The organism is Streptomyces sp. NPDC001393, from assembly GCF_053597455.1.
Genome location: NZ_JBSFIH010000007.1, coordinates 31,010 through 57,275, shown reverse-complemented (window position 1 = coordinate 57,275; position 26,266 = coordinate 31,010). Strand labels below are relative to the sequence as shown.

The following is a 26,266-nucleotide window of genomic DNA, read 5'->3' as shown; positions in this document are numbered from 1 at the left end:
GCCTCAACAGAGGGCCCGCGCGCAACATTCCCGGGGGTCACCCGAGTGACGCTACCCACTCCACGACGCCCTCGGTGATGATCTCCAGGGCCCGCTCCTGGGTGATCTCCGCGCGCTTCGGGACCGCGAAGGAGTGATCGCCGTACGGCACCTCGATCAGCTCGTGGTCGCCCTTCGGGAACTCCTCCGGCTTCCCGAAGGGGTCGTTCCCGCCCTGGACGACCAGCGTCGGCACCCCGGCGCCCAGCAGCTCCTCGGCGCGGGACTTCTCCGGCCTGCCCGGCGGGTGCAGCGGGAAGCTCAGCGCGAGCACGGCGGGCGCGCCCAGCTCGGCCGCCGTACGGCAGGCGACCCGGGCCCCGGCGCTGCGGCCGCCGGAGACCACCGGCAGCTCCATCCCGGACAGCGCGGGCCAGATGCCGCGCCAGCCGGTGTCCAGGGTCTTCGGCGCGGGGGCGACCTTCTTCCCGGCGACGCGCCAGGGCTGCTCCACGAGGGCCACGGTCACGCCGTGCCCCGGCAGCACCCGGGCGAGCGCCTGGAGGTCCCGTGCCTCGATGCCACCGCCCGCGCCATGGCTCAGGGCCAGCACCAGCCGGGACTTCTTCGCCTTGTGCCAGGTGATGCGGGCGGTTCCGGCGTCGGTCTCGACAATCTCGATCACGTCAGAAGAGTGTCCCCTCTTCCGGCGCCTCAAGCTCCTTCAGCAGCTCCGGGCCGTTGTTGCGGACGTTGCTGACGGCCGTGGAGACCGGGTAGGCGCGCATCAGGCCGGGCGGGGGCGGGGCCAGCAGCTCGCGCAGGGCGTCGGGGTCGGTGCGGCCCGGGTCGAGCCAGGCGTCCCAGCGGTCCGGGGTGAGCATCAGCGGCATCCGGGGGTGGATGTCGACCAGGGAGCGCGGACCGTCGGCGGGGCTCACGGCCAGCGGGGTCTTCTCGGCCTCCGTGGTGATCACCGAGCAGGTGACCCACCAGGCCTGCGGGTGGTCGTCGGGCAGGGTGCGGTCGCGCCAGAACTCGTACAGCCCGGCCATCGCGAACACCGAGCCGTCGGCCGGCAGCACGAAGTACGGCTGCTTGCGCGGCCGCTTCTTCTTCCCCTCGACCTCCAGCTCGCGCTCCTGCGTGCCGGTGACCCACTCGTAGTAGCCGTCGGCGGGGACGATGCAGCGGCGGGCGGCGAAGGCACGGCGGTAGGCGGGCTTCTCGTGCACCGTCTCGGCGCGCGCGTTGATCATCCGGGCCCCGCCCTCGGGCGTCTTGGCCCAGGACGGCACCAGTCCCCACTTCAGTTTGCGCAGCTGGCGAACCGGACGCGGGGAGTCCGCGTCTTTCAGGGGACGGTCGAGGACGGCGTAGACCTCCTTGGTCGGAGCCACGTTGTAGTCCGGCTCCAGGGTCTCCTCGGGCTCCCACTTCTCGATCTCAAAGATTCCTGCGAGATCCTCGGGCCTACGACTCGATGCATACCGTCCGCACATACGTGCCACACTGCCAGACTCCGCAGGAAGACAGGGAGCCACTCGGACACATGGACAGCCTCGCCGCCCTCGCGCTGCCCGACCTGTGGGACCGGCTCACCGGCACCCAGCCCGACCCCGGCCTGTGGGTGGTTCTCGCCACCTCGGCGGCCGCGCTCGCCGTCGTCGTCCCGCACACCGTGTGGCGGATATCCCGCAACGCGATCACCATCGCCCACGAGGGCGGCCACGGCCTGATCGCGCTGCTCACCGGCCGGCAGCTCACCGGCATCCGGCTGCACTCCGACACCAGCGGCCTCACGGTCAGCCGGGGCAAGCCGTACGGGCTCGGCATGATCCTCACGGCGGCGGCCGGGTACACGGCGCCTTCCCTGCTGGGACTGGGCGGGGCCGCGCTGCTGGCCGCGGGCCGGATCACCCTGCTGCTCTGGGCCGCGACGGCACTGCTGGTGGCGATGCTGGTGATGATCCGCAACGCGTACGGTGTGCTGACCGTGGTGCTGGCCGGTGGCGCCTTCCTGCTGGTGTCCTGGCTGGCCGGGCCCCAGGTGCAGGCCGCGTTCGCGTACGCGGTGGTGTGGTTCCTGCTCTTCGGCGGGGTCCGGCCGCCCTTCGAGCTGCAGCTGAAGCGGTCGCGGGGAGGAGCGGGGGACTCGGACGCGGACCAGCTGTCACGGCTCACCCACGTACCGGCGGGGCTGTGGCTGTTCCTGTTCCACGCGGTGTCGCTGAGCTCGCTGATCGGCGGGGGGCGCTGGCTGCTGGAGGGGTGACCGGGGTTCGGGCGAAGCCGGGAACCCGGGGGCGAGCGGCCCCGCTCGGCCGCGGACGAAGAACGCCCCCTCGGCCCTCCTTATAAAGTGGCCCCATGGCCCCGAACACGACCCACCCCGCCCTCTGGCCCGCCCCGCACGCGAGCGGAGCCGTCGACGCGACGGTCCACGTGCCCGGGTCCAAGTCGGTCACCAACCGCGCGCTGGTGCTGGCCGCCCTCGCCTCCGAACCCGGCTGGCTGCGCCGCCCGCTGCGCTCCCGCGACACCCTGCTGATGGCCGGGGCACTGCGCGCGATGGGCGTGGAGATCGAAGAAGGGGTCGGCCCGGACGGCACCGGCGAGGCCTGGCGGGTGCTCCCGACGGGCCTGCACGGCCCGGCCACGGTCGACGTCGGCAACGCCGGCACGGTGATGCGTTTCCTGCCGCCGGTGGCCGCGCTGGCCGACGGCCCCATCCGGTTCGACGGCGACCCGCGGTCGTACGAGCGCCCCCTGCACGGCGTGATCGACGCGCTGCGGGTGCTCGGCGCCCGGATCGACGACGACGGCCGCGGCGCGCTGCCGCTGACCGTGCACGGCGGCGGGGCCCTGGACGGCGGCCCGGTGTCGATCGACGCCTCCTCGTCCTCCCAGTTCGTGAGCGCCCTGCTGCTCTCGGGCCCGCGCTTCAACCAGGGCGTCGAGGTCCGCCACACCGGCACCACCCTGCCCTCCATGCCGCACATCCGGATGACCGTCGACATGCTGCGCGCGGTCGGCGCCCAGGTGGACACCCCGGAGTCGGGCGGCGAGCCGAACGTGTGGCGGGTGACGCCGGGCGCGCTGCTCGGCCGGGACCTGACGATCGAGCCGGACCTGTCCAACGCCCAGCCGTTCCTGGCGGCGGCCCTGGTCACCGGCGGCAAGGTGCTGATCCCGGACTGGCCGGAGCGCACCACCCAGCCGGGTGACCGGCTGCGGGAGATCTTCACCGAGATGGGCGGCTCCTGCGAACTCACCGAGTTCGGGCTGGTGTTCACCGGTTCCGGCGCCGTCCACGGCATCGACGTGGACCTGGGCGACGTCGGCGAGCTGACCCCGGGGATCGCGGCGGTCGCCGCCCTCGCGGACTCCCCCTCGACCCTGCGGGGCGTGGCCCATCTGCGGCTGCACGAGACGGACCGGCTGGCCGCGCTCACCAAGGAGATCAACGAGCTCGGCGGTGACGTCACCGAGACCGCCGACGGCCTGCACATCCGCCCGCGCCCGCTGCACGGCGGGACCTTCCACACCTACGAGGACCACCGCATGGCGACCGCCGGTGCGATCATCGGCCTCGCCGTCGAAGGCGTGCGGATCGAGAACGTGGCGACCACGGCGAAGACCCTGCCGGACTTCCCCGATCTGTGGACCGGGATGCTCGGGCAGTAGGGGACGTACGCCATGCGCCGCTACGGCAAGCACACCGACGAGGACGACATCCGCACCCGTCCCGGCCGCCGGGGCACCCGGCCGCGCACGAACATCCGGCCCAAGCACGAGGATGCCGCCGAGGGGCTGGTCCTCACGGTCGACCGCGGCCGGCTGACCTGCCTGGTCGAGGACCGGACCGTGCTCGCGATGAAGGCCCGCGAGCTGGGCCGCAAGGCGGCGGTGGTCGGGGACCGGGTGGCCCTGGTCGGCGACCTGTCCGGCAAGAAGGACACGCTGGCCAGGATCGTGCGGATCGAGGAGCGTTCGTCGGTGCTGCGGCGCACGGCCGACGACGACGACCCCTTCGAGCGGGTGGTGGTCGCCAACGCCGACCAGCTGGCGATCGTCACGGCGCTGGCCGACCCGGAACCGCGCCCGCGGCTGATCGACCGCTGCCTGGTCGCGGCCTTCGACGGCGGCCTGGAACCGCTGCTGGTGATGACCAAGTCGGACCTGGCCCCGCCCGGCACGCTGCTGGAGCTGTACGGCGCCCTCGACATCCCGTACGTCGTCACCAGCCGCGAGGAGCTGGAGAGCGGAGGCGCGGCGGACCGGGTGCGGGAGTATCTGGACGGCAGGGTCACCGCGTTCGTGGGCCACTCGGGCGTCGGCAAGACGACGCTGGTGAACGCGCTGGTCCCGCAGGAGCGGCGGCGTACGACGGGCCATGTCAACGCGGTGACCGGCCGCGGCCGCCACACCACGACGTCCGCCCTCGCCCTGCCCCTGTCCGACGCGGACGGCTGGGTCATCGACACCCCTGGGGTCCGCTCCTTCGGCCTGGCGCACATCGACCCGTCCCGGGTGATCCACGCCTTCCCCGACCTCGAACCCGGCACCGAGGGCTGCCCGCGCGCGTGCAGCCACGACGAGCCGGACTGCGCGCTGGACGCGTGGGTGGAGGAGGGGCATGCGGACCCTGCGCGCCTGTACTCGCTGCGCCGGCTGCTGGCCACGCGGGAGCGCAGGGAGGGCGACTGAGCCGGAGGTGGGGCGGCTGAGCCGGCCTGCGTTGTTTGCCGGGGCCCGGGGCCGGTAAGTGCATAATCGCACCGAGCCGGTGATCCGGATCAACGGGAGGACAGCACATGGCGTGGCTGCTGGTCATCGTGGCCGGGATTCTGGAGACCGGTTTCGCCGTGTGCCTGAAGCTCTCGCACGGATTCACCCGCCTCTGGCCGACCATCGCCTTCGCCTCCTTCGCCCTCGGCAGCTTCGGCCTGCTGACCCTGTCCCTGAAGAAGCTCGACGTGGGCCCCGCCTACGCGGTGTGGACCGGCATCGGCGCGGCCGGCACCGCGATCTACGGCATGGTGTTCCTCGGCGACCTGGTCTCCACCCTGAAGATCGTCTCCATCAGCCTGGTCATCATCGGGGTGATCGGGCTGCAGTTGTCGGGGTCGGCGCACTAGGTCCAGGACCTGGGCGGGCACCGCGGCGGGGGTTTCCGGCGATACGGGGACCCGGGACCCGGGAGTCACCCCGTCCGGCCGGGGACGACCGCCCGGATCAGCTCCGCCGTGCCGCCCTCCCCCGGCGGTGCCGCGACACAGGACAGGGCGAGGCGTACGGCCAGTTCGCAGGGGCGAGTCAGCTCGGCGGTGTCGGCGGGGGTGGCGGCGGGGCCCGTCAGCGCGGTGACCGCGCGGTCCCGCACGATCCGTACGAAGTCGCGGGGCGTGGGCAGCGGGCCGTCCGCGCGGCGCTGCGCCGGTACCGCGGAGGAGGACGGTACGGCGGCGAGCGGCGGGGTGGGCAGCCGTTCGCTCCAGCAGCCGGTGAGCAGGGCCCGGACCAGCGTGTTGTCCCGCGCGGCGGAGCTCGTCCACTCGGCGACGGCGGTGAGCCGTTCCCCCGGCTCGCCCGGCCCGGCGAGGGCCCGCTCCACTCCGGCGAGGTATCCGTCGGCCTCCCGCCGCACCAGCGCCCGCGCCAGCCCGTCCTTGCTGCCGAACTCGTTGTACAGGGTCTGCCGGGACACTCCCGCCGCCGCGGCCACGTCGACCATCCGCACCGCGGACCACGGCCGGCGCGCGAGGGCCGTATAGGCGGCGTCGAGTAGGGACTCCCGGGCAGCAGGCATCATCGCCTCCCTGGGCGGAGCGGCTCTGCGCCCAGATTTGACGCGCTTGTATGCACTGTCAAGGGTTCGCGGTGGTTCATGGGTGCGCTGCGCCGGCGCCCCGCGGCCAGCCGCAGTACAGGGCGCCCGGCGCGCCCCGCCCTTGGTGGCCCATACCGGCCCCGGCAGATACCGTGCCCTACATGCCGGACTATCTCCACGACCTGCGTCTCGCCCACGTCCTCGCGGACGCCGCCGACGCCGCCACCATGGAACGCTTCAAGGCCCTCGACCTGAAGGTGGAGACGAAGCCGGACATGACCCCGGTGAGCGAGGCGGACAAAGCGGCGGAAGAACTGATCCGCGGCCAGCTCCAGCGCGCCCGCCCGAGGGACGCCGTCCTCGGTGAGGAGTACGGCGTCGAGGGCTCCGGCCCCCGCCGCTGGGTGATCGACCCCATCGACGGCACCAAGAACTACGTCCGCGGCGTCCCCGTCTGGGCGACCCTCATCGCGCTGATGGAGGCGGGCGAGGGCGGCTACGAGCCCGTCGTCGGCCTCGTCTCCGCCCCCGCCCTCGGCCGCCGCTGGTGGGCCGCGAAGGGCCACGGCGCCTTCACCGGCCGCAGCCTGACCTCCGCGAGCCGCATCCACGTCTCCGGCGTGGGCAGGCTCGCGGACGCGTCCTTCGCGTACTCCTCGCTCTCCGGCTGGGAGGAGCAGGGCCGCCTCGGTGGCTTCCTCGACCTCACCCGCCAGGTGTGGCGCACGCGCGCGTACGGCGACTTCTGGCCGTACATGATGGTCGCCGAGGGATCCGTGGACATCTGCGCGGAGCCGGAGCTGTCGCTCTGGGACATGGCCGCCAACGCGGTCGTCGTCACGGAGGCCGGCGGCACCTTCACCGGCCTCGACGGCCGTCCCGGCCCGCACAGCGGCAACGCGGCGGCGTCCAACGGCCTGCTGCACGACGAGTTGCTGGGGTATCTCAACCCGCGCCACTGAGACACGGGAGTACTTCCGGTACGCCCTCAACTGGCACCACGCGCCCCCTTGTTGACCCGTCCTTTACCTGGCACTCTGGGCCTACCCCCACTTGTGAACTTGTGAATCGATGCACAACGGCAGCGATTCCTAGGAGGTGGCCCCACCCATGCTCGTCCGTGACGCCATGAGCACGGTGATCCTCACCGTCGGTCCCGCCCACACCCTCCGCCAGGCAGCCGCCCTGATGTCGGCCCGCCGCGTCGGTGCCGCCGTCGTCCTCGACCCGGACGCGGGCGGCATCGGCATCCTCACCGAACGCGACATCCTCAACTCCGTCGGCCTCGGCCAGAACCCCGACACGGAACGCACCCACGCCCACACCACCACCGACGTCGTCTTCGCCGCTCCGAGCTGGACTCTGGAGCAGGCCGCACGCGCCATGGCCCACGGCGGCTTCCGGCATCTGGTCGTCCTCGACCGCGGCGAGGTGGCCGGAATCGTCTCGGTCCGCGACATCATCCGCTGCTGGGCCCCGGCCCGCGAGCCCGCACCGGCACTCTGAGCGGTCCCGGGCGGGTGACCGAGCGGAACGGGCCGGACCCCGAGCACCATGGGGTCCGGCCCGCCCAGCGGCGAGCGCCGCCGGTCTGTGGCGTCGGGCTACATTGGATAGATTCTAATTCAAATAGCAGTCCAAACTCACACCCATTCCCGTCCTGGTCCCTCTTGCTGTTAGGCTGGACTCATGAGCGACCTTCTGGAACGGCTGCGTGGACGCGGATGGCGGATGACCGCGCAGCGGCGCGTCGTGGCCGAGGTCCTCGACGGCGAGCACGTCCATCTGACGGCCGACGAGGTCCACGCGCGGGCCGTCGCGAAGCTGCCCGAGATCTCCCGGGCGACCGTCTACAACACGCTGGGTGAGCTGGTCTCCCTCGGCGAGGTGCTGGAAGTCGCGACGGACAGGCGCGCCAAGCGCTACGACCCGAACGCGCACCGGCCGCACCAGCACCTGGTCTGCGCCCGGTGCGGTGCGATCCGTGACGTCCACCCGACGGGCAACCCGCTCGCCGACCTCCCCGACACCGAGCGCTTCGGCTTCACGGTGTCGGACGTCGAGGTGACGTACCGGGGCCTGTGCCCGGACTGCGCGAAGGCGTGACCCACCGCTTCTTCTGAGCCCCGGCGACCGCCGGGGCTTTTTGCGCATCGCGCGAGCACACAAAATTCGCATCGCACGCGCGCACAAACACCGAGGGCCGGAACCCATCTCTGGATTCCGGCCCTCGGCCTTCAGTAGCGGGGACAGGATTTGAACCTGCGACCTCTGGGTTATGAGCCCAGCGAGCTACCGAGCTGCTCCACCCCGCGTCGGTGAACACGACATTACGTGAGGGAGGTCGAGGGAAGCAAATCGGTTACCCGGGACGTGGCGGGGCTCACTTCTTCATGCCGACAGTTCCTCCCGCAGCGCATCCCGCAGCCGCCCCGCTCGCTCCGAGACCTCCGCCGGTCCCAGCTCGACCGCGCGGTCGGCCCACTTCTGCCCCTCCGCCAGCTCGCCCCGACGCGCGTAGACCAGGGCCAGCCGCAGCGCCGCCCGGCCGTGCCCGGCGTCGGCCGCCCGTGTCCACCACACCGCGGCCTCCGGCTCGCTCCCCTCCCGCGCCAGCAGCAGCCCGAGGTTGAAGGCGCCGTTGCGCGACCCGGCCTCCGCCGCCGACCGGTACCAGCGCGCCGCCTCGACCACGTCACCCCGTGCCGCCGCGAGCATGCCGACCCGCACCTGTGCCCGCCGGTGCCCCTGGGTCGCCGCCCGCTCGTACCACTCCTCGCACTCGGTCTTCTCGTGCACGGTTTCGCCGAGCTCGTGCGCCGGCTCCGGCGGCCGCCGCGCGTCGAGCAGCGCCGCCAGCCGGTACGCCGCCTCCGCGCTGCCCCCGCCGGCCGCGCACCGCAGATGCCGCTCGGCCTCCTGCTCCTCGCCGGCGCGCAGCCGGGCGATCCCGACCTGGAGCGCGGCCTCGGTGTGCCCGGCGGCGGCCGCCCGCTCGTACCAGCGCAGCGCCGTGGCCTCCTCGCCGCGCCCGGCGTAGAGGATGCCGAGGTTGAACGCGGCGTCCACGCTGCCGGCCTCCGCCGCCTTGGAGAACCACGGCTCGGCGCCGGTGGTGTCGCTGCCCTGGAGCAGCAGGATGGCGAGCGCGTTGGCGGCCTCCCGGTGTCCGGCGTAGGCGGCCCGCCGGTACCACTGCTCGGCCTGCGCGGTCCGCCCCTGCTCGGCGCAGAGGAGCCCGAGGTTGTAGGCGCCGTTGTCGTCGCCGGCGTCCAGCGCCGCCCGGTACCAGCGCTCGGCGGTCTGGGTCTCACCGCGCTCGGCGTGCAGCGCGCCGAGCGCGTTGGCCGCGTTGCCGTCGCCCTCCTGGGCAGCGCGCAGCCACCACACGGCCGCGCTCTCGGTGTCCCCGGCGTCGCGCAGCAGAAAGCCCAGCGCGCAGGCGGCCCGGGACTCGCCGTCCTTGGCGGAGGTCAGATACCAGCGCCCGGCCTCCTTCAGTTCCCCGCGCTTCTCCAGGATCGCCCCGAGGTGCAGCGCGGCACGCCGGTGACCGCGTGCGGCGGCCTGCCGGTACCACTGCTCGGCCTCCGCGACAGCGTTGTCGGACCCGGTCTCGTCCTCTCGCGCGGCCCGCTGGTCGAGCGCGCGCGCCAGCCGGTAGGCGGCCTCCCGGTGGCCGCGCTCGGCCGCGGCGCGCATCCAGTGCTCGGCGCCGACGTCCCCGCGGTGCTCCAGCAGGTCGGCGAGCGCGTAGGCGCCGAGGACGTGGCCCTGCTCGGCGGACTGGCGCAGCCAGTACTCGGCGGCGGGTTCGTCCCCGCGCTCACGGTGGTAGCGGCCCAGCGCGTGTGCGGCGGCGGCGGAACCGGCGACGGCGGCGATACGCCACCAGCCGGCGGCCTCCTCGGGGTAGCCGCGCTGGTGCAGCAGGACACCCAGGTTGTTGGCGGCGGCCCGGTCGCCGGCCGCGGTGGCGGCCCGCAGATGGGGTTCGGCTCCGTCGAGGTCGCCGCGGCGCAGCAGCATGGCTCCGAGGACGCTCGCCGCCTCGGCGTCGCCGCTCTGTGCGGCCAGCCCGAGGCGCACCTCCTCCGCGGCGTCCCCCATCTCGCTCAGCTCGTCGCGGGTCGGCTCCTCACCGGAAGTCTGCACAAATCGCCCTGACTCGAACAGAGTTGCCTTGTCCCCCATAACGTCCATCGTCGCACCACCTGCAACCTGGGTACACCCGGTATACCGCAGCCCGTGAGGTCACTTCAGCGTTTTGTCGACATGCCCACAGGACGACAAGTCAAACACACCGTCCTCAACACCCCACGGCAGCGCGGCCGTCCCTCCCCTCAGTACATGAGTTCGCACACCACGAAGGCCCGGATCCCTGGGGATCCGGGCCTTCGACTGCAGTAGCGGGGACAGGATTTGAACCTGCGACCTCTGGGTTATGAGCCCAGCGAGCTACCGAGCTGCTCCACCCCGCGCCGTTGCGTGTCAACCGTACCACGACACGGGGTGCGCTTGATCAACTCTTTTTCCCGCTCCCGTTCTTGCCGCCGCCGGACTGGCCGGCCCGGGCCTCCGCCTCCTGCGCCCGCTGCAGCGCGTCCTTCAGGTCCTTCTGGGCCTTGGCGTACGCGGCCCAGTCCGGTCCGTTCGGCCCCTGCAGGGCCTTCTGCCCCGCGTCGTACGCCTTCTGGGCATCGGTCAGGGCCTGTTGGACGGTGGGGTTGGTGGACGACGGCGGGTTGGTGGTGCCGGTGTCCGGTGGCGTGGTGGTCGAACCGTCCACGCCGAACACCTTGTTGAGCGCCTCGTCGAGGGTGTCCTCGAACGCCGTCTTTCCGTTGTAGGTGACCAGCACCTTCCCCAGCAGGGGGTACTTCAGCTTGCCGCCGAGGACGTAGACCGGCTCCGCGTACAGCAGTCCGCCGTCGAGCGGCACGGTCAGCAGATTGCCGTACTCGACCTTGGAATGCCCGCGGGTGAGCAGGCTGATCGTCTCGGCGATGTCCGGCCGGGAGTTGAACTGGCTCTGCACCTGTTTGGGACCGTCGGCCGTCGTGCTGGTCGGCAGTTTCAGGATTCTGATCTTGCCGTAGTCACTGGTGCCCGGGTCGGAGTCGACCGCCATGAACGCGCTGAGGTTGTCCCGCCCGTTCGGCGTGAACGTCGTCGTCAGCGAGAACGTCTGCCTGCTCTGGTCCGGCATCTTCATGCTCAGGTAGTACGGCGGCACCGCGCTGCCCGAGTCGTTGGTCGGGTCGTCGGGCACCTGCCAGACCTCGCTGCCGGTGAGGAACGTCTGCGCGTCCGTCACGTGGTAGCGGGAGAGCAGTTCGCGCTGGACCTTGAACAGGTCCTGCGGATAGCGCAGATGGGCCAGCAGGTCCTTGGAGATGGCCTGCTTCGGCTGCACCGTTCCCGGAAACGCCTTCATCCAGGTCTTCAGCACGGGGTCCTGGGTGTCCCACTGGTACAGCTTGACCTCGCCGGTGTAGGCGTCGACGGTCGCCTTCACCGAGTTGCGGATGTAGTTGACCTGGTTCTGCTGGGCCACCACCGCACGGTTGTTGTTGGTGGCGGTGAGCGAGTCGGCCGTCGTATCGCCCAGGGTCGTACGGGAGGAGTACGGGTAGCCGTTCGACGTCGTGTACGCGTCGACGATCCACTGGATGTGGCCGTCCACGACCGCCGGATAGGCGTCCCCGTCGATGGTCAGCCAGGGGGCGACCGCCTCCACGCGCTCCTTGGGCGTGCGGTTGTACAGGATCCGCGAGCCCTTCCCGATCGCGCCGGAGTAGAGGATCTGCGGCTCGTTGAACGCCACCGCGTACGCGGCCCGGTTGATCGGATTGTCGAGGTTGACGCCGCTCTTGCCGGTGTATCTGGTGGTCTTCTCGGTGCCGTCGTCCCTCGAGTAGTCGACCTCCTGCTGCGGTCCGCCGACGATGGAGTACGTGGTGGTCTTCTCGCCGTAGTAGACGCCCTGCTGGTACACGCCGAGGTCGCCCTGGGACGGCAGGCCGGACTCGGTGAAGACCGGCTGGCCCTGGTCGTCGGCCTCGGTGCCCTTGGCGGCGACCACACCGTAACCGTGCGTGTAGCGGAAGTGGTCGTTGATCCAGTTGTTGCTCGGGACGCCGTCCAGGTTCAGCTCGCGCAGCCCGATGACCGTGTCCTGCGCGGTGGCGTCGGCGCCGTTCTTCGCGGGGTACCGGTCGACGTCCAGGTTGGTCGGGAAGGCGTAGTACTTCTTCATCTGCTGCGCCTGCTGGAACGTCGGCGAGACGATGTTCGGGTCCATGATCCGGATGCTCGCCGCGTCGTCCGCGTCACTGCGCAGCCTGGTCTTGTCCGTGGCCGTGGACTTGCCGGCGTACTCGGTGACCTTGGTGTCGTCGATGCCGTACGCCTCGCGGGTGGCCTCGATGTTCTTCTGGACGTACGGGGCTTCCTTGGCCTGCTCGTTGGGCTGGACCTGGAACTTCTGCACGATCGCCGGGTACAGGCCGCCGATCAGGATGGCCGAGAGGACCATCAGGCCGAAGCCGATGACCGGCAGCTGCCAGGTGCGCCGCCAGAGTGTGGCGAAGAACAGCAGCGCGCAGATGACGGCGATGCAGAACAGGATCGTCTTCGCCGGCAGATAGGCGTTGGCGTCGACGTAGCGCAGGCCGGTCCACTGGCCGGTCGCCTTGAAGTCGCTGGACTTGACGGCCAGGCCGTACCGGTCGAGCCAGTAGGCGACCGCCTTGAGGGCGACGAAGACGCCGAGCAGCACCGACAGGTGCCCGGTCGCGGCGGCGGTGGCCTTCGCGCCGGGGCTGGTGACGCGCAGCCCGCCGTACAGATAGTGCGTGAGCGCGGCGGCGATCAGGCACAGGATGGCCGTGGCGAAGCCGAAGCCGAGCAGGAAGCGGTACCAGGGCAGATCGAAGGCGTAGAAGGAGACGTCGAGGTGGAACTGGGGGTCCTTCTGGTGGAAGGGCACGCCGTTGACCCACATCAGCCAGGTCCGCCACTGGCCGGCCGCGGAGGCGCCGGCGATCAGCCCGACGAGCGCGGTGACGGCGAGCAGCAGCCACTTCTTGTACGGCGCGATGCCCATCCGGTAGCGGTCGAGGCTCTGCTGCTCCATGGACATGGCGCTCAGCGGGGGCCGCAGCCGGTGCGCCAGCCAGATGTTGATCCCCACCGCGACCGCCATCAGCACACCGAAGACGAAGAAGAGGCCGGCCTTGGTCCACAGTGTGGTCGTGAACACCGACGAGTAGTGCACCGACCGGTACCACAGCCAGTCCGTCCAGAAGCCCGCGAACATGGTGAACGCCATGCCGAGGACGGCCAGGACGCCCAGCGTCATCAGCAGGGTCCGGACACCGCGGGACGGTCGTCCCGCTCTGATCCGCGGCCCCGTCGGGCCTCCGCCGCGGTCCGGCATCTGGAAAGCCAAGGTGCGCACCTCGAAGTTCGCTGTCGATCCGTCAGGCCCTCGTGTTCGCGGACCCGCCGTGGCCCCCCGTGATCGCGGACCCACACCTATGCAACTTACTCACGCTTTGCTCGGTTCCCGATTCGGGCGGGGAACGAGGCAGGATTGTGACCATGTCCAACACTCCCATGGCAGCGAGCCCGCTCACCCGGGCCGTACTCGAGATCGACGAGTACGTCTCCGGCCTCGGCTGGGACCAGCCCGCCCGCCTCTTCGCCCTCGTCGACACCGCACGGCTGCGGGCTCAGGAACCCGCGCTCGCGGCCCAGCTGGGCCTTGAGGACGAGTCCGCCTCCACCGGTCTCACCCCGATCGAGCAGGACGAGATCCCGTCCGGCAAGCCGCTGGACGAGTTCCTCGGCACCATCGCCTGGCCCGACGCGGTGGCCGGCTGCGCGCTCTCGGTGGAGCGCCTGATGCTGCCGCCGTCCGCCGAGGCGCAGGTCCCGAAGAACCTGAGCGAGGCCAAGCTGACCAGGTGGGTCGCCGAGCACCCCGAGCGGCAGGAGGTGCGCATGACAGTCGCGGTGCTGCGCGACGGCGGCCGCGAGTCGGCGCTGCGGCTGCGCGAGAAGGACTCCCCGACGGAGGTCCTGACCGGCCCCGACCTGGTGCCCGGCCTGGCCGACGCCCTGGCGGCGACGTTCGAGGACTGACCCCGCCCGGTTCGCCACGCGATCCGCCCGGTACGGCGCTGGGGGCGCCCCTGCTTAGAGGGGCGCCCCCAGCCGTGTGTCACCGTCGGTCACCGTGGCGCGCGCGTGCCGCTCAGCCCTTGGTGGTGCACTTGGGCAGCGCCGCGGTGTTCCCGCTGCGGATGTCCTTCAGGGCGTCGAGCGCGTCGCCGATGTTCCTCACCTTGACCAGGGTGAGCCCGCTCGGGGTGTCCTTGGCGGCGGCCGCGCAGTTGTCGGCGGGTGTCAGGAAGTACTGGGCGCCCTTGTCGCGCGCGCCGACGGTCTTCATCTCGACGCCGCCGATCGGCCCGACCGTGCCGTTGTCGTCGATGGTGCCGGTGCCGGCCACGAACTTGCCGCCGGTCAGGCTGCCCGGGGTCAGCTTGTCGTAGATGCCGAGGGCGAACATGAGACCGGCGCTGGGCCCGCCGACGTCGGCGAGCTTGATGTCGATGCTGAACGGGAAGGTGTGGTCGGTCCCGGCCGAGATCCCGACGATGGCGCGCTGGGGCCCGGTGTCGTCGGAGGCCTTGGTGGTGAGGGTGACGTCCTGCGTCTTCGTCGCCGTCCGGTGCGCCTTCTCGGCGGCGGCCTGGTCCTTGACGGGCACGACGGTGAAGACGACGTTCTGCCCGGGCTTGTGCTTGGTGACGAGCTTGGCGACGTCGGAGGGCTGCTTCACCGCCGTGCCGTCGACGGCCTTGATCACGTCACCGGCGTGCAGCCTGCCCTCGGCGGGTGAGCCCTTGATGACGGTGGAGACGATCACCCAGGACTTCACCGGGATGCCCAGTTCCTTCAGCGCGGCGACCTTGGCGCTCTCCTGGGACTGGCTGAACTCCTCGGCGTTCTGCTGCGAGGACTGCTCCTCGGTCGTCCCGTTCGGGTAGAGCGTGTCGTGCGGGACGACCTTGGTGTCGGGGTCCAGCCAGCCGTAGACGGCCTGTACCAGGTTCATGCGGAAGTCCGCGCTGGTCACCCGGACGGTCGTCATGTTCAGGTGGCCGTCGGTCGGGTACGTCCTGTGCCCGGAGATCTGCAGCACCGGCTCGCCGTCGTGGTCCTCGAGCGTGTTCACGGTCGGGCCGGGAGACATCTCCGAGTACGGCACGGGGATGAGCACTCCGGCGCACAGGAGCGCGATCAGCATGAGGGTGGAGGCGAGCATCGTCGCGGTGCGGCGTGGCATGCCACGACAGTACGGGACGCCTCTGTCAGCGCACCGTCAGGGCACCCCCGTCACGCCCCGCCGGCACCCGTGTGGGATCTCTCCATGGCCTCGCGGAACCGGGCGTAGCCGTCCAGCTCCGGCCCGTCGCCGCGCACCTTACGAGTCCGATTGGCCCAACTGCCCCACAGTCCGCCGCCGATCGCGGCCACAAGCGGAATCAGCAGCCAGACAAGCGCCCCCATGCCGACCTCCCAACGCCATGAGCGTCCGCAACTGACTGATCAGCAGATTAACCATCCGCACTGACAACGCTCACGCGAGGGTGCCGGTTACGCAACATGGAGTGGCCCGTGTGCTCCGAGTGACGTACCTGACGGCCTCGGCGGGCCCGGCCGCCTTCAGCAGGACCCGACCCATTCCTCCGTACCGTCCGAGAACCGTTGGTGCTTCCAGATGGGCACCTCGTGCTTGAGGTCGTCGATCAGCTTGCGGCAGGCGTCGAAGGCCTCGGCCCGGTGCGGACAGGCGACGCCGACGACCACGGCGAGATCCCCGATCCGCAGGTCCCCCACCCGGTGCACGGCGGCCAGCGCCCGCACCGGATACTCGGCCACGACCTTCTCGGCGATCCGCCGCATCTCGGCCTCGGCGCTGGGATGGCAGGAGTACCCGAGCGCGTCCACGTCCGCACCCCCGTCGTGGTTGCGCACGGTTCCCACGAACAGGGCGATGCCCCCGGCCGCGTCGTCACCGACGGCCCGGAACACCTCGTCCACGGAGAGGGCGGTCTCCCGGACACCGATCAGCCTGATGGGATCCTGCGCCGCCTGCTCACCGGGGTGCTCGTTCGCGTGTGCCATACCCCCCATCGTGCCGCACGCCTGTGACACCGGGGAATACGAGATTCACCAGGCACGCGCGCGGGGACGTTTGGAGTGTCCTACGACGTGGCGGGGGCGCAGCGGCACCCCGCGCACCCGGCTCACGCGCGCCGCCGGGCCTTCCGGGCGCGCCGGACGACGGCGGCGGCGCCGAGCAGAGCCACGGTCGCCCCCGCGGCGCCCGCGGCCGTCGCGTCCTTGCGTCCGAGCCGCCGTCCGGCCACCGTGTGCCGCCCGGAAACCTCCTCCAGCAGCTCCGCGAGGACCTCCTCGTTGGTCCACCGCGGCCGCCACCCGGCGTCGTGCAGCCGGCTCCCGCTGACCACCCACGGGTACATCGTGTACGCCAGGTCCCCCGCCGGTGACGGCGTGAGCCCGATCCGGTGCAGCCGGGCCGCCGCGCCCAGCGCCACCGCCGACGGCAGCTCCATCCGACGGATCCCGCTGAGCTCCTCGACCTCCTCCTGCTCCAGCCACCCGTCGCAGCCGACGGCCAGTTCCCCGTCGACCTTCTCCAGGACGGCGTACTCCAGGGCGCTGCACAGGTCCTCGACGTGGCAGAACTGCCACGCGGGCCGCGACCCGGCGACGACCAGCAGCCGCGGCGACTCGAAGTACCGGGTCAGCGCGGTGTCCGTGCCCCCGACCAGCACCGCGGGCCGTACGACGGTGACGTTCAGCCCCGGATGCGCGCGCGGCGCCCGCCGGGCCAGCCGCTCGATCTCCAGCAGGTCGCCGACCCCGGTGGCCTCGGCGGTCGCGCGCAGCTCGGCGTCCTCCGAGAGGGGCAGCTCGTTGTCCGGCAGCGCGCCGTAGACCATCGCCGAGGTGCACAGCACGACCCGGTGCACGCCGGCCGCCGCGGCGGCGGTCAGGACGGTCTGCGTCCCCCGGACGTTGTAAGCGGTGCGAGCGGCCGGATCGGTCTCCAGGTCCAGGTCCAGCGCGAGGTGGACGACCACGTGGGCGCCCCGCAGCTTGTCCGCGATGGCGGGGTCGCGGACGTCGAGGATGTGCCACTGCGCCTCGGCGCACTCGCCGCGCCGCTCGTCGATCGCGATGACCTGCTTGATCTCCTCGGAGGCGGCCAGCCGCTCGGTGAGCAGGGCGCCGACACCGGTGGCGGCGCCGGTGACCGCTACGACGGGTCCGCGCACTGCGGGAGGGATTGACGGGTTTCGCGCTGCGCGAACCTGCGGATCTGGGGAACTCACCGGGCGTCTCCAGCGGTTGTCTTCAGTACGGGCGCGAGTGACGCGCACGTACCAGGTGTATCCATCCTGCCGCAGGGCTTCCGTGGGCGAAGCACCGAGGCCCGATCGGGTCCGGGTGTCTACGCTGGGTGGTGTTGTCGGGCAGCCGCGCCGCCGGAGAGAACCGGCGGCCTTACCAGCCGAGGAATCCCGTGAGTGACACCCCATTCGGTTTCGGTCTTCCGCCGGAGGAGCCGGAGGACGGCGACGAGGGCAAGAAGAAGGACCAGCAGGGCGGTGGTGGGCAGGGACCGGCCAACCCGTTCGGCTTCGGCGGCCTGCCCGGAGCCGGAGGCTTGGGCGGCCCCGGCGCCGACAATCCGCTCGCAGCGATGTTCGGGTCGCTGAACCCCACCGATCTGGGCGCCGCGTTCCAGCAGCTGGGCCAGATGCTCTCCTACGAGGGCGGCCCGGTGAACTGGGACATGGCCAAGCAGATCGCCCGCCAGACGGTCGCCCAGGGCACCCCGGACGGCACGAAGGACGCCAGCGTCGGCCCGGCCGAGCGCAGGGCGGTCGAGGAGGCCGTCCGCCTGGCCGATCTGTGGCTGGACGACGCGACGTCCCTGCCGTCGGGCTCCGCCTCGGCGGTCGCCTGGTCCCGCGCGGAGTGGGTGGAGGCGACCCTGCCCGCCTGGCAGGAGCTGGTCGACCCGGTCGCCGAGCGGGTCGGCGCCGCCATGGGCGACGTCCTGCCGGAGGAGATGCAGGCCATGGCGGGCCCGCTGATCGGCATGCTGCGCTCGATGGGCGGCGCGATGTTCGGCACGCAGATCGGGCAGGCCGTCGGCGTGCTCGCGGGCGAGGTCGTCGGCTCCACCGACATCGGCCTGCCGCTGGGCCCGGCCGGCAAGGCCGCGCTGCTGCCGGCCAACGTGGAGGCCTTCGGCAAGGACCTCGGCGTGCCGCAGGAGGAGGTGCGGCTGTACCTGGCCCTGCGCGAGGCCGCCCACCAGCGACTGTTCGCGCACGTGCCGTGGCTGCGCTCGCACCTGTTCGGCGCGGTCGACGGGTACGCGCGCGGGATCAAGGTCGACACCGCGAAGCTGGAGGACGTGGTCGGCCAGTTCGACCCGCAGAACCCCGAGCAGCTGCAGGACGCGCTCCAGCAGGGCATGTTCCAGCCGGAGGACACCCCGGAGCAGAAGGCCGCCCTGGCCCGCCTGGAGACCGCCCTGGCGCTCGTCGAGGGCTGGGTGGACGCGGTGGTCCACGCGGCCGCGAAGCCCCGTCTGGCGTCCGCCGACGCCCTGCGCGAGACCCTGCGCCGCCGCCGGGGCACCGGAGGCCCCGCCGAGCAGACGTTCGCCACGCTGATCGGACTGGAGCTGCGCCCCCGCCGGCTGCGCGACGCCTCCCGTCTGTGGGCCTCGCTCACGGACGCGCGCGGGGTCGACGGCCGGGACGGCCTGTGGGCGCACCCGGACATGCTGCCGACGGCGACCGACCTGGACGACCCGGACGGCTTCGTGCACCGCGAGCAGCTGGACTTCTCCGAGCTGGACAAGATGCTGGGCGAGGCGGCGGACGGCTCCGCCGAAGAAGGTGACGACAAGGAGTGAGCCTGCACGATGACGCGGTCCTCGTGCTGAAGGGGTACGAGGACCAGGACGAACTGCGCCAGGCCTACCTGGACCATCTGGCGGCCCACCCGGACGGCATGTGGAAGGCCTGCCACGCGGGCCATGTCACGGCGAGCGCCCTGGTGGTCGACCCCGAGCGCGGCCGGGTGCTGCTCACCCTGCACAGGAAGCTGCGGATGTGGCTGCAGATGGGCGGCCACTGCGAGCCGGGCGACGCCTCGCTCGCCGCCGCGGCCCTGCGCGAGGCCACGGAGGAGTCCGGCGTCCCCGGGCTGACCCTGCTGCCGGGCGGCCCGGTGCGCCTGGACCGGCATCCGATCCCGGCGCCGTGCCACTGGCACTACGACGTCCAGTACGCGGCCCTGGCCCCGGCGAACGCCGAGCACACGGTCAGCGACGAGTCCCTCGACGTGCGCTGGTTCGCCTACGACGAGGTGGCGGCGGTGGCCGACGAGTCGGTCGTACGCCTGCTGGAGGCGACACGAGCCAGGCTCTGAACGTGTAAGGGGCGTCCGCCAGGCAGACGCCCCTTACGTTTGCTTCCTGGACGGTCAGCTCCAGACGTTCCCCTGGTTCTGCCCACGCGCCCCGTGCTGCCCCATGCCGAACTGCGCGGCGAGGCCCTGCCCGATCACCGCGTTCTGCGGCGGCAGCAGCTCGCTGGGCTGGACCAGCGCGACCCCGGAACCCATGAAGCTCAGCTCCCAGCCCTCACCGGTGTTGCCGCGCCTGCGCCACACTCCGGAGGAATGGGTCTGGGCCTGCATCTGCACGCGCAGCCCGGTGGACCAGGCGACGATCGCGTCCGCGTCGCAGTTGACGTACTTGTCCGGCGTGACCTGCAGCAGCAGCGGCGCGCCCGAGGTCATCAGGGCGACCTTGCCGCGCCCGGTGATGTTCAGCTGGTACTTGCCGGAGCCGGAGATGCCGTAGAGGCTGTCGACGGCGATGACCTCGTGGTGCAGCGAGGAGTCCATGGCGAGGACGTAGGAGCTGTCGACGGTCAGCCCGTCCTGCTCGACGTCCATGATGTGCACGTGCTGGGCGAGGTTGGCGAGATACACCGTGCCCTGTCCGTGACAGCGCATCAGATCCAGGCCCTCGCCGGTGTACGCACGCGCGCGTGCCTGGTGGTTGCTCTGGTACTCGGCGTCGAACTCCATCAGCCCCTGGTAGGCGACCATGGTGCCCTTGCGGGCGAGGATGTCGTCATGGCCCTCCAGGGTGACACGGAGCAGCTGCGCGTTCTGCAGGCTCCAGCGCTCCTGCGTCTGGAGGTCGTTGTGCGCGAAAAGCGGGCTCTGCATGGCTTACTGACTCCCCCTCAGCCCCGGATCCGGAGGCGGTCGGTGCTGTCCTCGCTGGGCTGGACGACGACGATGCCCTGGCCGGAGAACGCCATCTGGTAGGCCTCACCGCTGCCCCGGCCGATCAGCGACTGCGCCTTGAAGCTGCGCTTGCCCTTCACCTTCAGGTTGGGCGACCAGGCGACGAGCGCGTCCGGGTCGACGTAGGTCTCGTCCTCGCCCCCGCCGCAGTCGACGACGATCGGCTCACCCCGGGAGGTCAGCGCGACCCAGCCCTGCCCGGAGATCCTCGTGTTCCACAGGCCCTGCCCGGCGAACTTCGCAAGCCCCTTGACCCGTTCCACCCCCCAGCTGAGGTGAGCGTCGAAGGCGAGCAGGTTGGTGGCGTTGACGGAGATGCCGTCGCCGCCCAGGTTGATCACCACGACATTGGCGCCGTAGTCGGCGAGGTAGAGCAGGCCGTCGCCGGTGCACTTCATCAGGGGCGCGCCCTCGCCGGTGATCCAGTCGCGGGCGATCTGGCGGACGGCCGGCGGGTTGGGCTCGTACTGGATGAAACCTTCGTAGGCGACCATCGAGCCCACGCGCGCGAGGAGGTCGTTTCCGGTCTGCATGGCGACCTTCAGCATGTGGCTGCCGTGGTTCTCCATGCGGGCGGTGACGGGTGCAGGGGCGTAGCCCGCGAGCGGCTGGTTCATGACGGGCTCCCTCTAGACCTCGTACGGCTGGACGACGATGAAGTTCCCGGGCGCGCCCCGGAACTGGAGGTTGACGCTCTCGCCGGTGTCGCCCGGGTAGGCGTTGCGGCGCATGCGGACCTGGCTGGAGACGATCACCTGGGAGGCGGCCGACCAGGCGACGACCGCATTGCAGTCGGCGAAGGTGGTCGGCGTGACCGGCAGGACCACGGGCGTGCCGTGCGTCTTGACGACGATCGTGCCGGTGCCCTGGAACTGCATGGTGAACAGCGCGCCGCCGGGGATGCCCTGGCCCTCGATGCGACGCACCTCGTGGTGCAGGCTCTCGTCGAAGGCGAGGACGTTCTCGGCGGAGACGCAGATCGCGTCGCCCTGCAGCTCGACGGGGTGCAGATGGGTGGAGTTCTCGGCGAGGAACACCTGGCCGTTGCCGGTGCAGCGCATCAGCTGCATCTCCTGGCCGGTGGCGTGGCCGACGATCCGCCCGGCGAATCCTGCGCCCTTGTAGCCGAAGTCGACCTTGCCCTGGTAGAGCACCATGCTGCCCTGCCTGGCCAGCACGGGCTGCCCGCCGATGCCGAGGTCGACGCGGATGAGCTTCTTGTTCTGCTGCGTCCAGCGCTGCCCGGTCGGCGTCTCCTTGTACATCTGCAGCGCGGCCGCCACACCGGCACCGCCCTGCGGGGCGCCCTGCGGCACGCCGTGGCCGCCGAGTTGCGGGTGCCCGTAGCCCGGGGGCATGGGCGGGGTGGGCCGGCCGCCGTAGGGGGCTGGCTGCTGGCCGTAGCCCGGAGGCATCGGCGCGGTCGCCTGGCCGCCGTAGGACTGCTGCTGGGGCGGCCGGCCGTACGGCTGCTGCGGCGGCTGGCCGTACGGCGCGGGTGCCGGGGCCGGCGGCGGCACCGTGCCACCGACGGGCGGGGTCAGGGGAGCGATGACCGTGGGCGCGGCGTGCACGTTCGGCGCGGGCGCCGGGGCCGGGGGCGGGGGCGGCGTGTGGCTCTGCGGGGTCTGGCCGGGCGGCGGGGTGAAGCCCTGGGCGGCGGGCTGCGGCGCGGGGGCGGCAGGCGCAGGTGCCGGGGCGGGCGGGGCGGCGAACGGGGGCGGGGTCGTTGCCTGGGCGGGCGGGGCGAAGCCGGGGGCGGCACCGGCCTGCGCCTGCTGGGGGGCGGCCGGCGCCTCCTCCTCCAGCACCTCTCCGCCGAAGTTCTTCAGCAGCGCCTCCAGACCGCCGTCGAAGCCCTGCCCGACGGCGGCGAACCGCCACACGTCCTTCAGGTAGATGTCGCCGAGCATCACGGCCCGCTCGGTGGAGAACTCCCCGCCGTTGAACGCGTACCGCGCGACCTCCTCGCCGCCCGCCACGATGCGCAGGTAGCCGGGGGCGATCTGCGACATCTGCCCGGCGCCGTCGACGGTCGCCGTGAAGGCCAGTTTGCGGATGTGCGACGGGATCCGGTCCAGGGTGACCCGGAACGACTCGGTGTCACCCGCCTGGGCGCCCAGCAGCTGGATGGACTCCTCGGGGGACTTGGGCTGGTTGAAGAAGACGAAGTACCGGTCGTCCGAGAGGCACTCGTCGGCGTCCAGACCGAAGCAGCTGATGTCGAAGGTCAGCCCGGGTGCGGAGATCTGCACGCCTACGTACAGATCCGTGCCCGCCGTCAGGTCACTGATCCTGGCCTTGTGGCCGCGTTGGAATTCCCTGGCCATGCGTAACGACCGTCCCCCATCCCGAATGTGAGTGCGTCGCGCCAGGCTAACGGCAAAGTCCGACATCGCACGCAGCCGGTACAGACCCGGTACACAACCGCGCCCGGAGGGGGACGGACCGCCCCCGGCTCACTCCCCACGCACCCCGGCCACATGCGGCAGCCGTTCCGCGGCGACCACCCCTTCGAGGTAGCCACGGGCCCGCTCGGTGCGCGGGTACGCCTCCAGCAGCCGCCAGAAGTCCGCCCCGTGACCGGGGACCAGCAGATGGGCCAGCTCATGGCAGAGGACGTAGTCGACGACGTACTCCGGCATCCCCTGCAGCCGGTGCGAGAGCCGGATGCTGCCCTCGGCCGGGGTGCACGAACCCCAGCGCGTGTTCTGGTTGGTGACCCACCGTACGGAGGCGGGGCGCGCCCGGCCGTCGAAGTACTGGTCCGACAGCCGCTCGGCACGCTCGGCGAGCTCGGCGTCGCCGAGTACCCGCCGGCTCTCCTGGGCGGCGAGTTTGTCGAGCATGACGGTGATCCAGCGCTGTTCCTCCGCCTTCGACATCCGGGCGGGGATCAGTACGACGGTGCGATCGCCCTCGCGGTACGCGGAGACCGTCCGGCGGCGCCGGGAACTCCTGCGGACCTCGATCGCGCTCGCCCCCGAGCCGCCGGGCGGCTGGCTCGTCGTGCTGCGCTGTGGCTTTCCGGCGCGGTGCAGTGGGTCGGCGGGCACGCCCCGACGTTACCCGCTGGGCGTGGCCGAAGTCCCGGCTCCCGAACGGTTCGATGCCGATCCCCCACCATGCGTTTGATTCCTATGATTCCTACGACTGATCTGCACGTCCGGTTTGACCCGCTTCACCCGACCCTCTTATATGACGAACACCCCCAACCTGTGGATAACTCTCGGCGCCGGCCGGCCCGGCGCGGCATGCTGGCAGGCGTCGGCAGAACATGACCGGTTCCACCGACGACGAGACGTACGCAACGCTTTCAAGGGATACGGGGGCCAGTCATGCATCCGGTGATGAAGCCCGCGCTGCGGCGCGGCTGGCGTGATCGCGAAACCGTGCAGTTCGGGATGACCCCGGCGCACGCGCTGACACTGGGACCGATGGATCCGGCGACACGCGGCTTCCTGGATCTGCTCAACGGAACCCGCGCACTGCCACAGCTCCGCGCCGAGGGCCGACGCATGCGGCTCCCGTCCGGCCATGTCGACACCCTCCTGGAACGGCTGACCCGCGCGGGCCTGGTCGACGACACGCGCGGCGGCGGACGGGCCGCCGACGCGCTGCGCGCCAGGACGGACGTCCTGCGGCGGCTCCGCCCCGACCTCGCCGCGCTGTCCCTGACCACCGCCGAGCCCGGCGGCGCGCTCGCCCGGCTCGCCGCCCGCCGCGCACTGCGCGTGCAGGTCAGGGGCGCGGGACGGGTCGGCGCGGTGCTCGCCTCGGCGCTGTCCGGCGCCGGAGTCGGCGAGGTCGACGTGCGCGACGCGGGACACGTGGAGCCGTGGGACGTGGCGCCGGGCGGGCTGCCCCCCGAATCGCTCGGCGAGCGCCGGGAAACGGCGGCGCGAGCCGCCGTGCGCCATGCGGCACCCGACCGCCCACCGCGCCGCGCCCACTCCCCCGGATCCGGCGCCCGGGACCCCGGGCTCTCCCTGGTGGTCCTCACCCCCCGGGACGACGTCGCCGTGCACGCACCGGACCCGGCCGAAGCCGAGCCGCTCATGGCCTCCGGGACGCCCCACCTGTACGCCGGCGTCGTCGAGGGCACCGGGGTCGTCGGACCGCTGGTCCTGCCCGGCGAGTCGGGCTGCGCAGGCTGCCTGCACCTCGACCGCGGGGACCGTGACCCGGCCTGGCCGCGACTGGTCGCCCAGTGGCGGTGCGCCCGGGCCCGCCGGGTCGGGGCCTGCGATCTGACGTTGGCCACGGCGGTCGCCGGTCTGGCCTCGGCGCACGCGCTCGCCTTCCTGGACGGGGGGTCACCGTCCAGCACGGGCAACCGCTGGGAGGTGTCCGCACCCGGCCTGCAATGGCGCGCGCGACCGGTCCGGCCGCATCCGGCATGCGCCTGCGGCGCTGCGGAAAGACCGAAAGAGGAGCACTCCTCAACGGGCGGTGAAACGCGCGAGACAATGGCGGTGCAACGGCCGTCGACGGAGCGGCGACGCACAGCAGGCGCGGCGCGGCCGACTCGGACTTGGAGGGCGCATGTCTGATCTTCCCCGGAAGGCGGTCACCCGTACCGCCAAGCTCGCCGCGCTCCCGCTCGGCATCGCCGGCCGGGCGACCTGGGGGCTGGGCAAGCGGATCGTGGGCGAGTCCGCGGAGATCGTCGGCCGTGAACTGCAACAGCGCACGGCGGAGCAGCTGTTCAAGGTGCTGGGCGAGCTGAAGGGCGGTGCGATGAAGTTCGGGCAGGCCCTGTCCGTCTTCGAGTCAGCGCTGCCCGAGGAGATCGCCGGGCCCTACCGCACCGCCCTGACCAAACTCCAGGAGGCGGCGCCGCCCATGCCGACCCGCACGGTGCACGCGGTGCTCGAGCAGCGGCTCGGTCCGGACTGGCGTGACCTGTTCGAGGAGTTCGAGGACAAGCCGGCCGCCGCGGCCTCGATCGGGCAGGTGCACCGGGCGGTGTGGCACGACGGCCGTGAGGTGGCTGTCAAGGTGCAGTACCCGGGCGCCGGCGAGGCCCTGCTCTCCGACCTGGGCCAACTGAGCCGCTTCGCCCGCCTGTTGGGGCCGCTCATTCCCGGCATGGACATCAAGCCACTCATCGCCGAGCTGAGGGACCGCGTCTCCGAGGAACTGGACTACGAGCTGGAGGCACAGGCCCAGACCGTACACGCGGAGGAGTTCGCGGACGACCCGGACGTGGTGGTCCCGGCGGTGGTGCACCAGTGCGAGCAGATCCTGGTCACCGAGTGGATCGACGGCATCCCGCTGTCGGAGGTGATCTCGGACGGCACCCCGGAGCAGCGCGACCGCGCCGGCCAGCTCATGGCCCGGTTCCTCTTCTCCGGCCCGGCCCGCACCGGACTGCTGCACGCCGACCCGCATCCCGGCAACTTCCGGCTGCTGCCCGGCGGCCCGGCGGGCGAGGACGACTGGCGCCTGGGCGTCCTGGACTTCGGCACGGTCGACCGGCTGTCCGGCGGTCTGCCGACACCGATCGGCATCTCGCTCCGCATGACGCTGGACGGCGAGGCCGAGACGGTCTACGAACTCCTCTGCGAGGAAGGGTTCGTGAAGGAGTCCATAGAGCTGGACCCCGACGCGGTCCTCGACTACCTGCTGCCGATCATCGAACCGGCCCGGGTCGAGGCGTTCACCTTCAACCGCACCTGGATGCGCAACCAGGCCGCCCGCATCGCCGATCCCCGCTCCCCCGCCTACCAGCTGGGCAAGCGGCTCAACCTGCCGCCCGCCTATCTGCTGATCCACCGGGTGACCCTGAGCACCATCGGGGTGCTGTGCCAGCTGGGGGCGACGGTGCGGCTCCGCGAGGAACTGGAGGAGTGGCTGCCGGGATTCGTCTCCGACGCGCCTGGTGACGAACTGGCCGAGGAGGAGTCTGCGGCGGAGGCGTGATCCGGGGTGGCCTGAAATGGGTGTCCCAGGTGCCTGAATAGGGTTCCCGGGTGCCTGGAACGGGTTCCCGGTGCCTGGAAACGG

General features: G+C 71.7%; 25 protein-coding genes and 2 tRNA genes. 12 read left to right on the top strand and 15 right to left on the bottom strand.

The window, feature by feature from the left end:
• Positions 1–37: 37 nt before the first annotated feature.
• Both ACWC2T_RS10945 and ACWC2T_RS10940 read right to left on the bottom strand, forming a co-directional pair.
• Positions 38–664, bottom strand: a complete 627-nt coding sequence (locus ACWC2T_RS10945) for an alpha/beta hydrolase family protein (protein ID WP_450670060.1) — start codon at positions 662–664, stop codon at positions 38–40.
• A gap of 1 nt (position 665) precedes the next feature.
• Positions 666–1,481 (bottom strand): SOS response-associated peptidase, encoded by an 816-nt coding sequence (locus ACWC2T_RS10940; RefSeq protein WP_450670059.1) that lies wholly within the window; start codon positions 1,479–1,481, stop codon positions 666–668.
• Positions 1,482–1,531: 50 nt separating this feature from the next.
• Between ACWC2T_RS10940 and ACWC2T_RS10935 the strand changes: the two genes are divergently transcribed.
• The 4 genes from ACWC2T_RS10935 to ACWC2T_RS10920 all read left to right on the top strand — a co-directional run bounded on the left by ACWC2T_RS10935 (position 1,532) and on the right by ACWC2T_RS10920 (position 5,120).
• Positions 1,532–2,254: a M50 family metallopeptidase gene (locus tag ACWC2T_RS10935; RefSeq protein WP_450670058.1), complete on the top strand. Its 723-nt coding sequence runs from the start codon at positions 1,532–1,534 to the stop codon at positions 2,252–2,254.
• A gap of 95 nt (positions 2,255–2,349) precedes the next feature.
• Positions 2,350–3,666 (top strand): 3-phosphoshikimate 1-carboxyvinyltransferase, encoded by a 1,317-nt coding sequence (gene aroA, locus ACWC2T_RS10930; protein WP_450670057.1) that lies wholly within the window; start codon positions 2,350–2,352, stop codon positions 3,664–3,666.
• A 12-nt stretch (positions 3,667–3,678) separates the two neighbouring features.
• Complete coding sequence (rsgA, locus tag ACWC2T_RS10925; RefSeq protein WP_450670056.1) at positions 3,679–4,689, top strand: ribosome small subunit-dependent GTPase A; 1,011 nt, start codon at positions 3,679–3,681, stop codon at positions 4,687–4,689.
• 107 nt (positions 4,690–4,796) lie between these two features.
• Positions 4,797–5,120 (top strand): DMT family transporter, encoded by a 324-nt coding sequence (locus ACWC2T_RS10920; protein WP_030657145.1) that lies wholly within the window; start codon positions 4,797–4,799, stop codon positions 5,118–5,120.
• A 65-nt stretch (positions 5,121–5,185) separates the two neighbouring features.
• On the opposite strand, the gene ACWC2T_RS10915 is transcribed toward ACWC2T_RS10920, so the two are convergent.
• Entirely contained in the window at positions 5,186–5,794 is a 609-nt protein-coding gene (locus ACWC2T_RS10915; RefSeq protein ID WP_450670055.1) for a TetR/AcrR family transcriptional regulator, read from the bottom strand.
• A gap of 179 nt (positions 5,795–5,973) precedes the next feature.
• On the opposite strand from ACWC2T_RS10915, the gene hisN reads away from it, so the two are divergent.
• From hisN to ACWC2T_RS10900, 3 genes are all read left to right on the top strand, one after another.
• Positions 5,974–6,774 carry a histidinol-phosphatase gene (hisN, locus tag ACWC2T_RS10910; protein ID WP_450670054.1) on the top strand — a complete coding sequence of 267 codons (801 nt, stop codon included), beginning with the start codon at positions 5,974–5,976 and terminating at the stop codon, positions 6,772–6,774.
• 148 nt (positions 6,775–6,922) lie between these two features.
• Positions 6,923–7,318 (top strand): CBS domain-containing protein, encoded by a 396-nt coding sequence (locus tag ACWC2T_RS10905; protein ID WP_450670053.1) that lies wholly within the window; start codon positions 6,923–6,925, stop codon positions 7,316–7,318.
• A gap of 183 nt (positions 7,319–7,501) precedes the next feature.
• Entirely contained in the window at positions 7,502–7,918 is a 417-nt protein-coding gene (locus ACWC2T_RS10900) for a Fur family transcriptional regulator (RefSeq protein WP_450670052.1), read from the top strand.
• A gap of 135 nt (positions 7,919–8,053) precedes the next feature.
• On the opposite strand, the gene ACWC2T_RS10895 is transcribed toward ACWC2T_RS10900, so the two are convergent.
• The 4 genes from ACWC2T_RS10895 to ACWC2T_RS10880 all read right to left on the bottom strand — a co-directional run bounded on the left by ACWC2T_RS10895 (position 8,054) and on the right by ACWC2T_RS10880 (position 13,253).
• Positions 8,054–8,127 (bottom strand) — tRNA-Met (locus ACWC2T_RS10895).
• A gap of 76 nt (positions 8,128–8,203) precedes the next feature.
• Positions 8,204–10,015, bottom strand: a complete 1,812-nt coding sequence (locus ACWC2T_RS10890; RefSeq protein WP_450670051.1) for a sel1 repeat family protein — start codon at positions 10,013–10,015, stop codon at positions 8,204–8,206.
• Between the two features lie 204 nt (positions 10,016–10,219).
• Positions 10,220–10,293, bottom strand: a tRNA-Met gene (locus ACWC2T_RS10885).
• 41 nt (positions 10,294–10,334) lie between these two features.
• Positions 10,335–13,253: a UPF0182 family membrane protein gene (locus tag ACWC2T_RS10880; protein WP_450670207.1), complete on the bottom strand. Its 2,919-nt coding sequence runs from the start codon at positions 13,251–13,253 to the stop codon at positions 10,335–10,337.
• 164 nt (positions 13,254–13,417) lie between these two features.
• Between ACWC2T_RS10880 and ACWC2T_RS10875 the strand changes: the two genes are divergently transcribed.
• A complete protein-coding gene (locus tag ACWC2T_RS10875) occupies positions 13,418–13,960 on the top strand; it encodes a PPA1309 family protein (RefSeq protein WP_450670050.1) in 543 nt (180 codons plus the stop codon).
• Positions 13,961–14,072: 112 nt separating this feature from the next.
• Here ACWC2T_RS10875 and ACWC2T_RS10870 read toward each other — a convergent pair whose 3' ends face one another.
• The 4 genes from ACWC2T_RS10870 to ACWC2T_RS10855 form a co-directional block, all read right to left on the bottom strand.
• The gene (locus ACWC2T_RS10870) at positions 14,073–15,170 is read right to left on the bottom strand and encodes a YlbL family protein (RefSeq protein ID WP_450670049.1); all 1,098 of its coding nucleotides are present in this window, start codon (positions 15,168–15,170) and stop codon (positions 14,073–14,075) included.
• Between the two features lie 50 nt (positions 15,171–15,220).
• Positions 15,221–15,394, bottom strand: a complete 174-nt coding sequence (locus tag ACWC2T_RS10865) for a hypothetical protein (RefSeq protein ID WP_351208030.1) — start codon at positions 15,392–15,394, stop codon at positions 15,221–15,223.
• A 156-nt stretch (positions 15,395–15,550) separates the two neighbouring features.
• Entirely contained in the window at positions 15,551–16,012 is a 462-nt protein-coding gene (locus ACWC2T_RS10860; protein WP_450670048.1) for a molybdenum cofactor biosynthesis protein MoaE, read from the bottom strand.
• 122 nt (positions 16,013–16,134) lie between these two features.
• Entirely contained in the window at positions 16,135–17,247 is a 1,113-nt protein-coding gene (locus ACWC2T_RS10855; RefSeq protein ID WP_450670047.1) for an SDR family oxidoreductase, read from the bottom strand.
• A 191-nt stretch (positions 17,248–17,438) separates the two neighbouring features.
• Here ACWC2T_RS10855 and ACWC2T_RS10850 point away from each other — a divergent pair, with 191 nt between their 5' ends.
• The gene (locus tag ACWC2T_RS10850) at positions 17,439–18,848 is read left to right on the top strand and encodes a zinc-dependent metalloprotease (RefSeq protein WP_450670046.1); all 1,410 of its coding nucleotides are present in this window, start codon (positions 17,439–17,441) and stop codon (positions 18,846–18,848) included.
• A complete protein-coding gene (locus ACWC2T_RS10845) occupies positions 18,845–19,366 on the top strand; it encodes an NUDIX hydrolase (RefSeq protein ID WP_450670045.1) in 522 nt (173 codons plus the stop codon). The genes ACWC2T_RS10850 and ACWC2T_RS10845 overlap by 4 nt, the downstream gene beginning before the upstream one ends.
• A 54-nt stretch (positions 19,367–19,420) precedes the next feature.
• Here ACWC2T_RS10845 and ACWC2T_RS10840 read toward each other — a convergent pair whose 3' ends face one another.
• The 4 genes from ACWC2T_RS10840 to ACWC2T_RS10825 form a co-directional block, all read right to left on the bottom strand.
• Positions 19,421–20,176, bottom strand: coding sequence for an AIM24 family protein (locus tag ACWC2T_RS10840; RefSeq protein ID WP_450670044.1), 756 nt, complete (start codon positions 20,174–20,176; stop codon positions 19,421–19,423).
• Positions 20,177–20,193: 17 nt separating this feature from the next.
• Complete coding sequence (locus ACWC2T_RS10835; RefSeq protein WP_450670043.1) at positions 20,194–20,874, bottom strand: AIM24 family protein; 681 nt, start codon at positions 20,872–20,874, stop codon at positions 20,194–20,196.
• Positions 20,875–20,886: 12 nt separating this feature from the next.
• Positions 20,887–22,587, bottom strand: coding sequence for a TerD family protein (locus tag ACWC2T_RS10830; RefSeq protein ID WP_450670042.1), 1,701 nt, complete (start codon positions 22,585–22,587; stop codon positions 20,887–20,889).
• A gap of 129 nt (positions 22,588–22,716) precedes the next feature.
• On the bottom strand, positions 22,717–23,313 hold the full coding sequence (locus tag ACWC2T_RS10825) for a M48 metallopeptidase family protein (RefSeq protein ID WP_450670041.1): 597 nt from the start codon (positions 23,311–23,313) through the stop codon (positions 22,717–22,719).
• A 282-nt stretch (positions 23,314–23,595) separates the two neighbouring features.
• On the opposite strand from ACWC2T_RS10825, the gene ACWC2T_RS10820 reads away from it, so the two are divergent.
• Positions 23,596–24,810 carry a TOMM precursor leader peptide-binding protein gene (locus tag ACWC2T_RS10820; protein ID WP_450670040.1) on the top strand — a complete coding sequence of 405 codons (1,215 nt, stop codon included), beginning with the start codon at positions 23,596–23,598 and terminating at the stop codon, positions 24,808–24,810.
• Positions 24,803–26,182 (top strand): ABC1 kinase family protein, encoded by a 1,380-nt coding sequence (locus ACWC2T_RS10815; protein WP_450670039.1) that lies wholly within the window; start codon positions 24,803–24,805, stop codon positions 26,180–26,182. Before ACWC2T_RS10820 ends, ACWC2T_RS10815 begins: the two co-directional genes overlap by 8 nt.
• The last annotated feature ends 84 nt before the right edge of the window (positions 26,183–26,266 follow it).

Bases quoted from the DNA above. Each gene is read 5' to 3' on its own strand.
- rsgA (WP_450670056.1), top strand. From the start codon at position 3,679: ATGCGCCGCTACGGCAAGCACACCGACGAGGACGACATCCGCACCCGT.
- ACWC2T_RS10890 (WP_450670051.1), bottom strand. From the start codon at position 10,015: ATGGACGTTATGGGGGACAAGGCAACTCTGTTCGAGTCAGGGCGATTT.
- hisN (WP_450670054.1), top strand. From the start codon at position 5,974: ATGCCGGACTATCTCCACGACCTGCGTCTCGCCCACGTCCTCGCGGAC.
- ACWC2T_RS10840 (WP_450670044.1), bottom strand. From the start codon at position 20,176: ATGCAGAGCCCGCTTTTCGCGCACAACGACCTCCAGACGCAGGAGCGC.
- ACWC2T_RS10920 (WP_030657145.1), top strand. From the start codon at position 4,797: ATGGCGTGGCTGCTGGTCATCGTGGCCGGGATTCTGGAGACCGGTTTC.
- ACWC2T_RS10860 (WP_450670048.1), bottom strand. From the start codon at position 16,012: ATGGCACACGCGAACGAGCACCCCGGTGAGCAGGCGGCGCAGGATCCC.
- ACWC2T_RS10900 (WP_450670052.1), top strand. From the start codon at position 7,502: ATGAGCGACCTTCTGGAACGGCTGCGTGGACGCGGATGGCGGATGACC.
- ACWC2T_RS10815 (WP_450670039.1), top strand. From the start codon at position 24,803: ATGTCTGATCTTCCCCGGAAGGCGGTCACCCGTACCGCCAAGCTCGCC.
- ACWC2T_RS10870 (WP_450670049.1), bottom strand. From the start codon at position 15,170: ATGCCACGCCGCACCGCGACGATGCTCGCCTCCACCCTCATGCTGATC.
- ACWC2T_RS10835 (WP_450670043.1), bottom strand. From the start codon at position 20,874: ATGAACCAGCCGCTCGCGGGCTACGCCCCTGCACCCGTCACCGCCCGC.
- ACWC2T_RS10940 (WP_450670059.1), bottom strand. From the start codon at position 1,481: ATGTGCGGACGGTATGCATCGAGTCGTAGGCCCGAGGATCTCGCAGGA.
- ACWC2T_RS10935 (WP_450670058.1), top strand. From the start codon at position 1,532: ATGGACAGCCTCGCCGCCCTCGCGCTGCCCGACCTGTGGGACCGGCTC.
- ACWC2T_RS10830 (WP_450670042.1), bottom strand. From the start codon at position 22,587: ATGGCCAGGGAATTCCAACGCGGCCACAAGGCCAGGATCAGTGACCTG.
- ACWC2T_RS10820 (WP_450670040.1), top strand. From the start codon at position 23,596: ATGCATCCGGTGATGAAGCCCGCGCTGCGGCGCGGCTGGCGTGATCGC.
- ACWC2T_RS10865 (WP_351208030.1), bottom strand. From the start codon at position 15,394: ATGGGGGCGCTTGTCTGGCTGCTGATTCCGCTTGTGGCCGCGATCGGC.
- ACWC2T_RS10905 (WP_450670053.1), top strand. From the start codon at position 6,923: ATGCTCGTCCGTGACGCCATGAGCACGGTGATCCTCACCGTCGGTCCC.
- aroA (WP_450670057.1), top strand. From the start codon at position 2,350: ATGGCCCCGAACACGACCCACCCCGCCCTCTGGCCCGCCCCGCACGCG.
- ACWC2T_RS10875 (WP_450670050.1), top strand. From the start codon at position 13,418: ATGTCCAACACTCCCATGGCAGCGAGCCCGCTCACCCGGGCCGTACTC.
- ACWC2T_RS10880 (WP_450670207.1), bottom strand. From the start codon at position 13,253: ATGCCGGACCGCGGCGGAGGCCCGACGGGGCCGCGGATCAGAGCGGGA.
- ACWC2T_RS10915 (WP_450670055.1), bottom strand. From the start codon at position 5,794: ATGATGCCTGCTGCCCGGGAGTCCCTACTCGACGCCGCCTATACGGCC.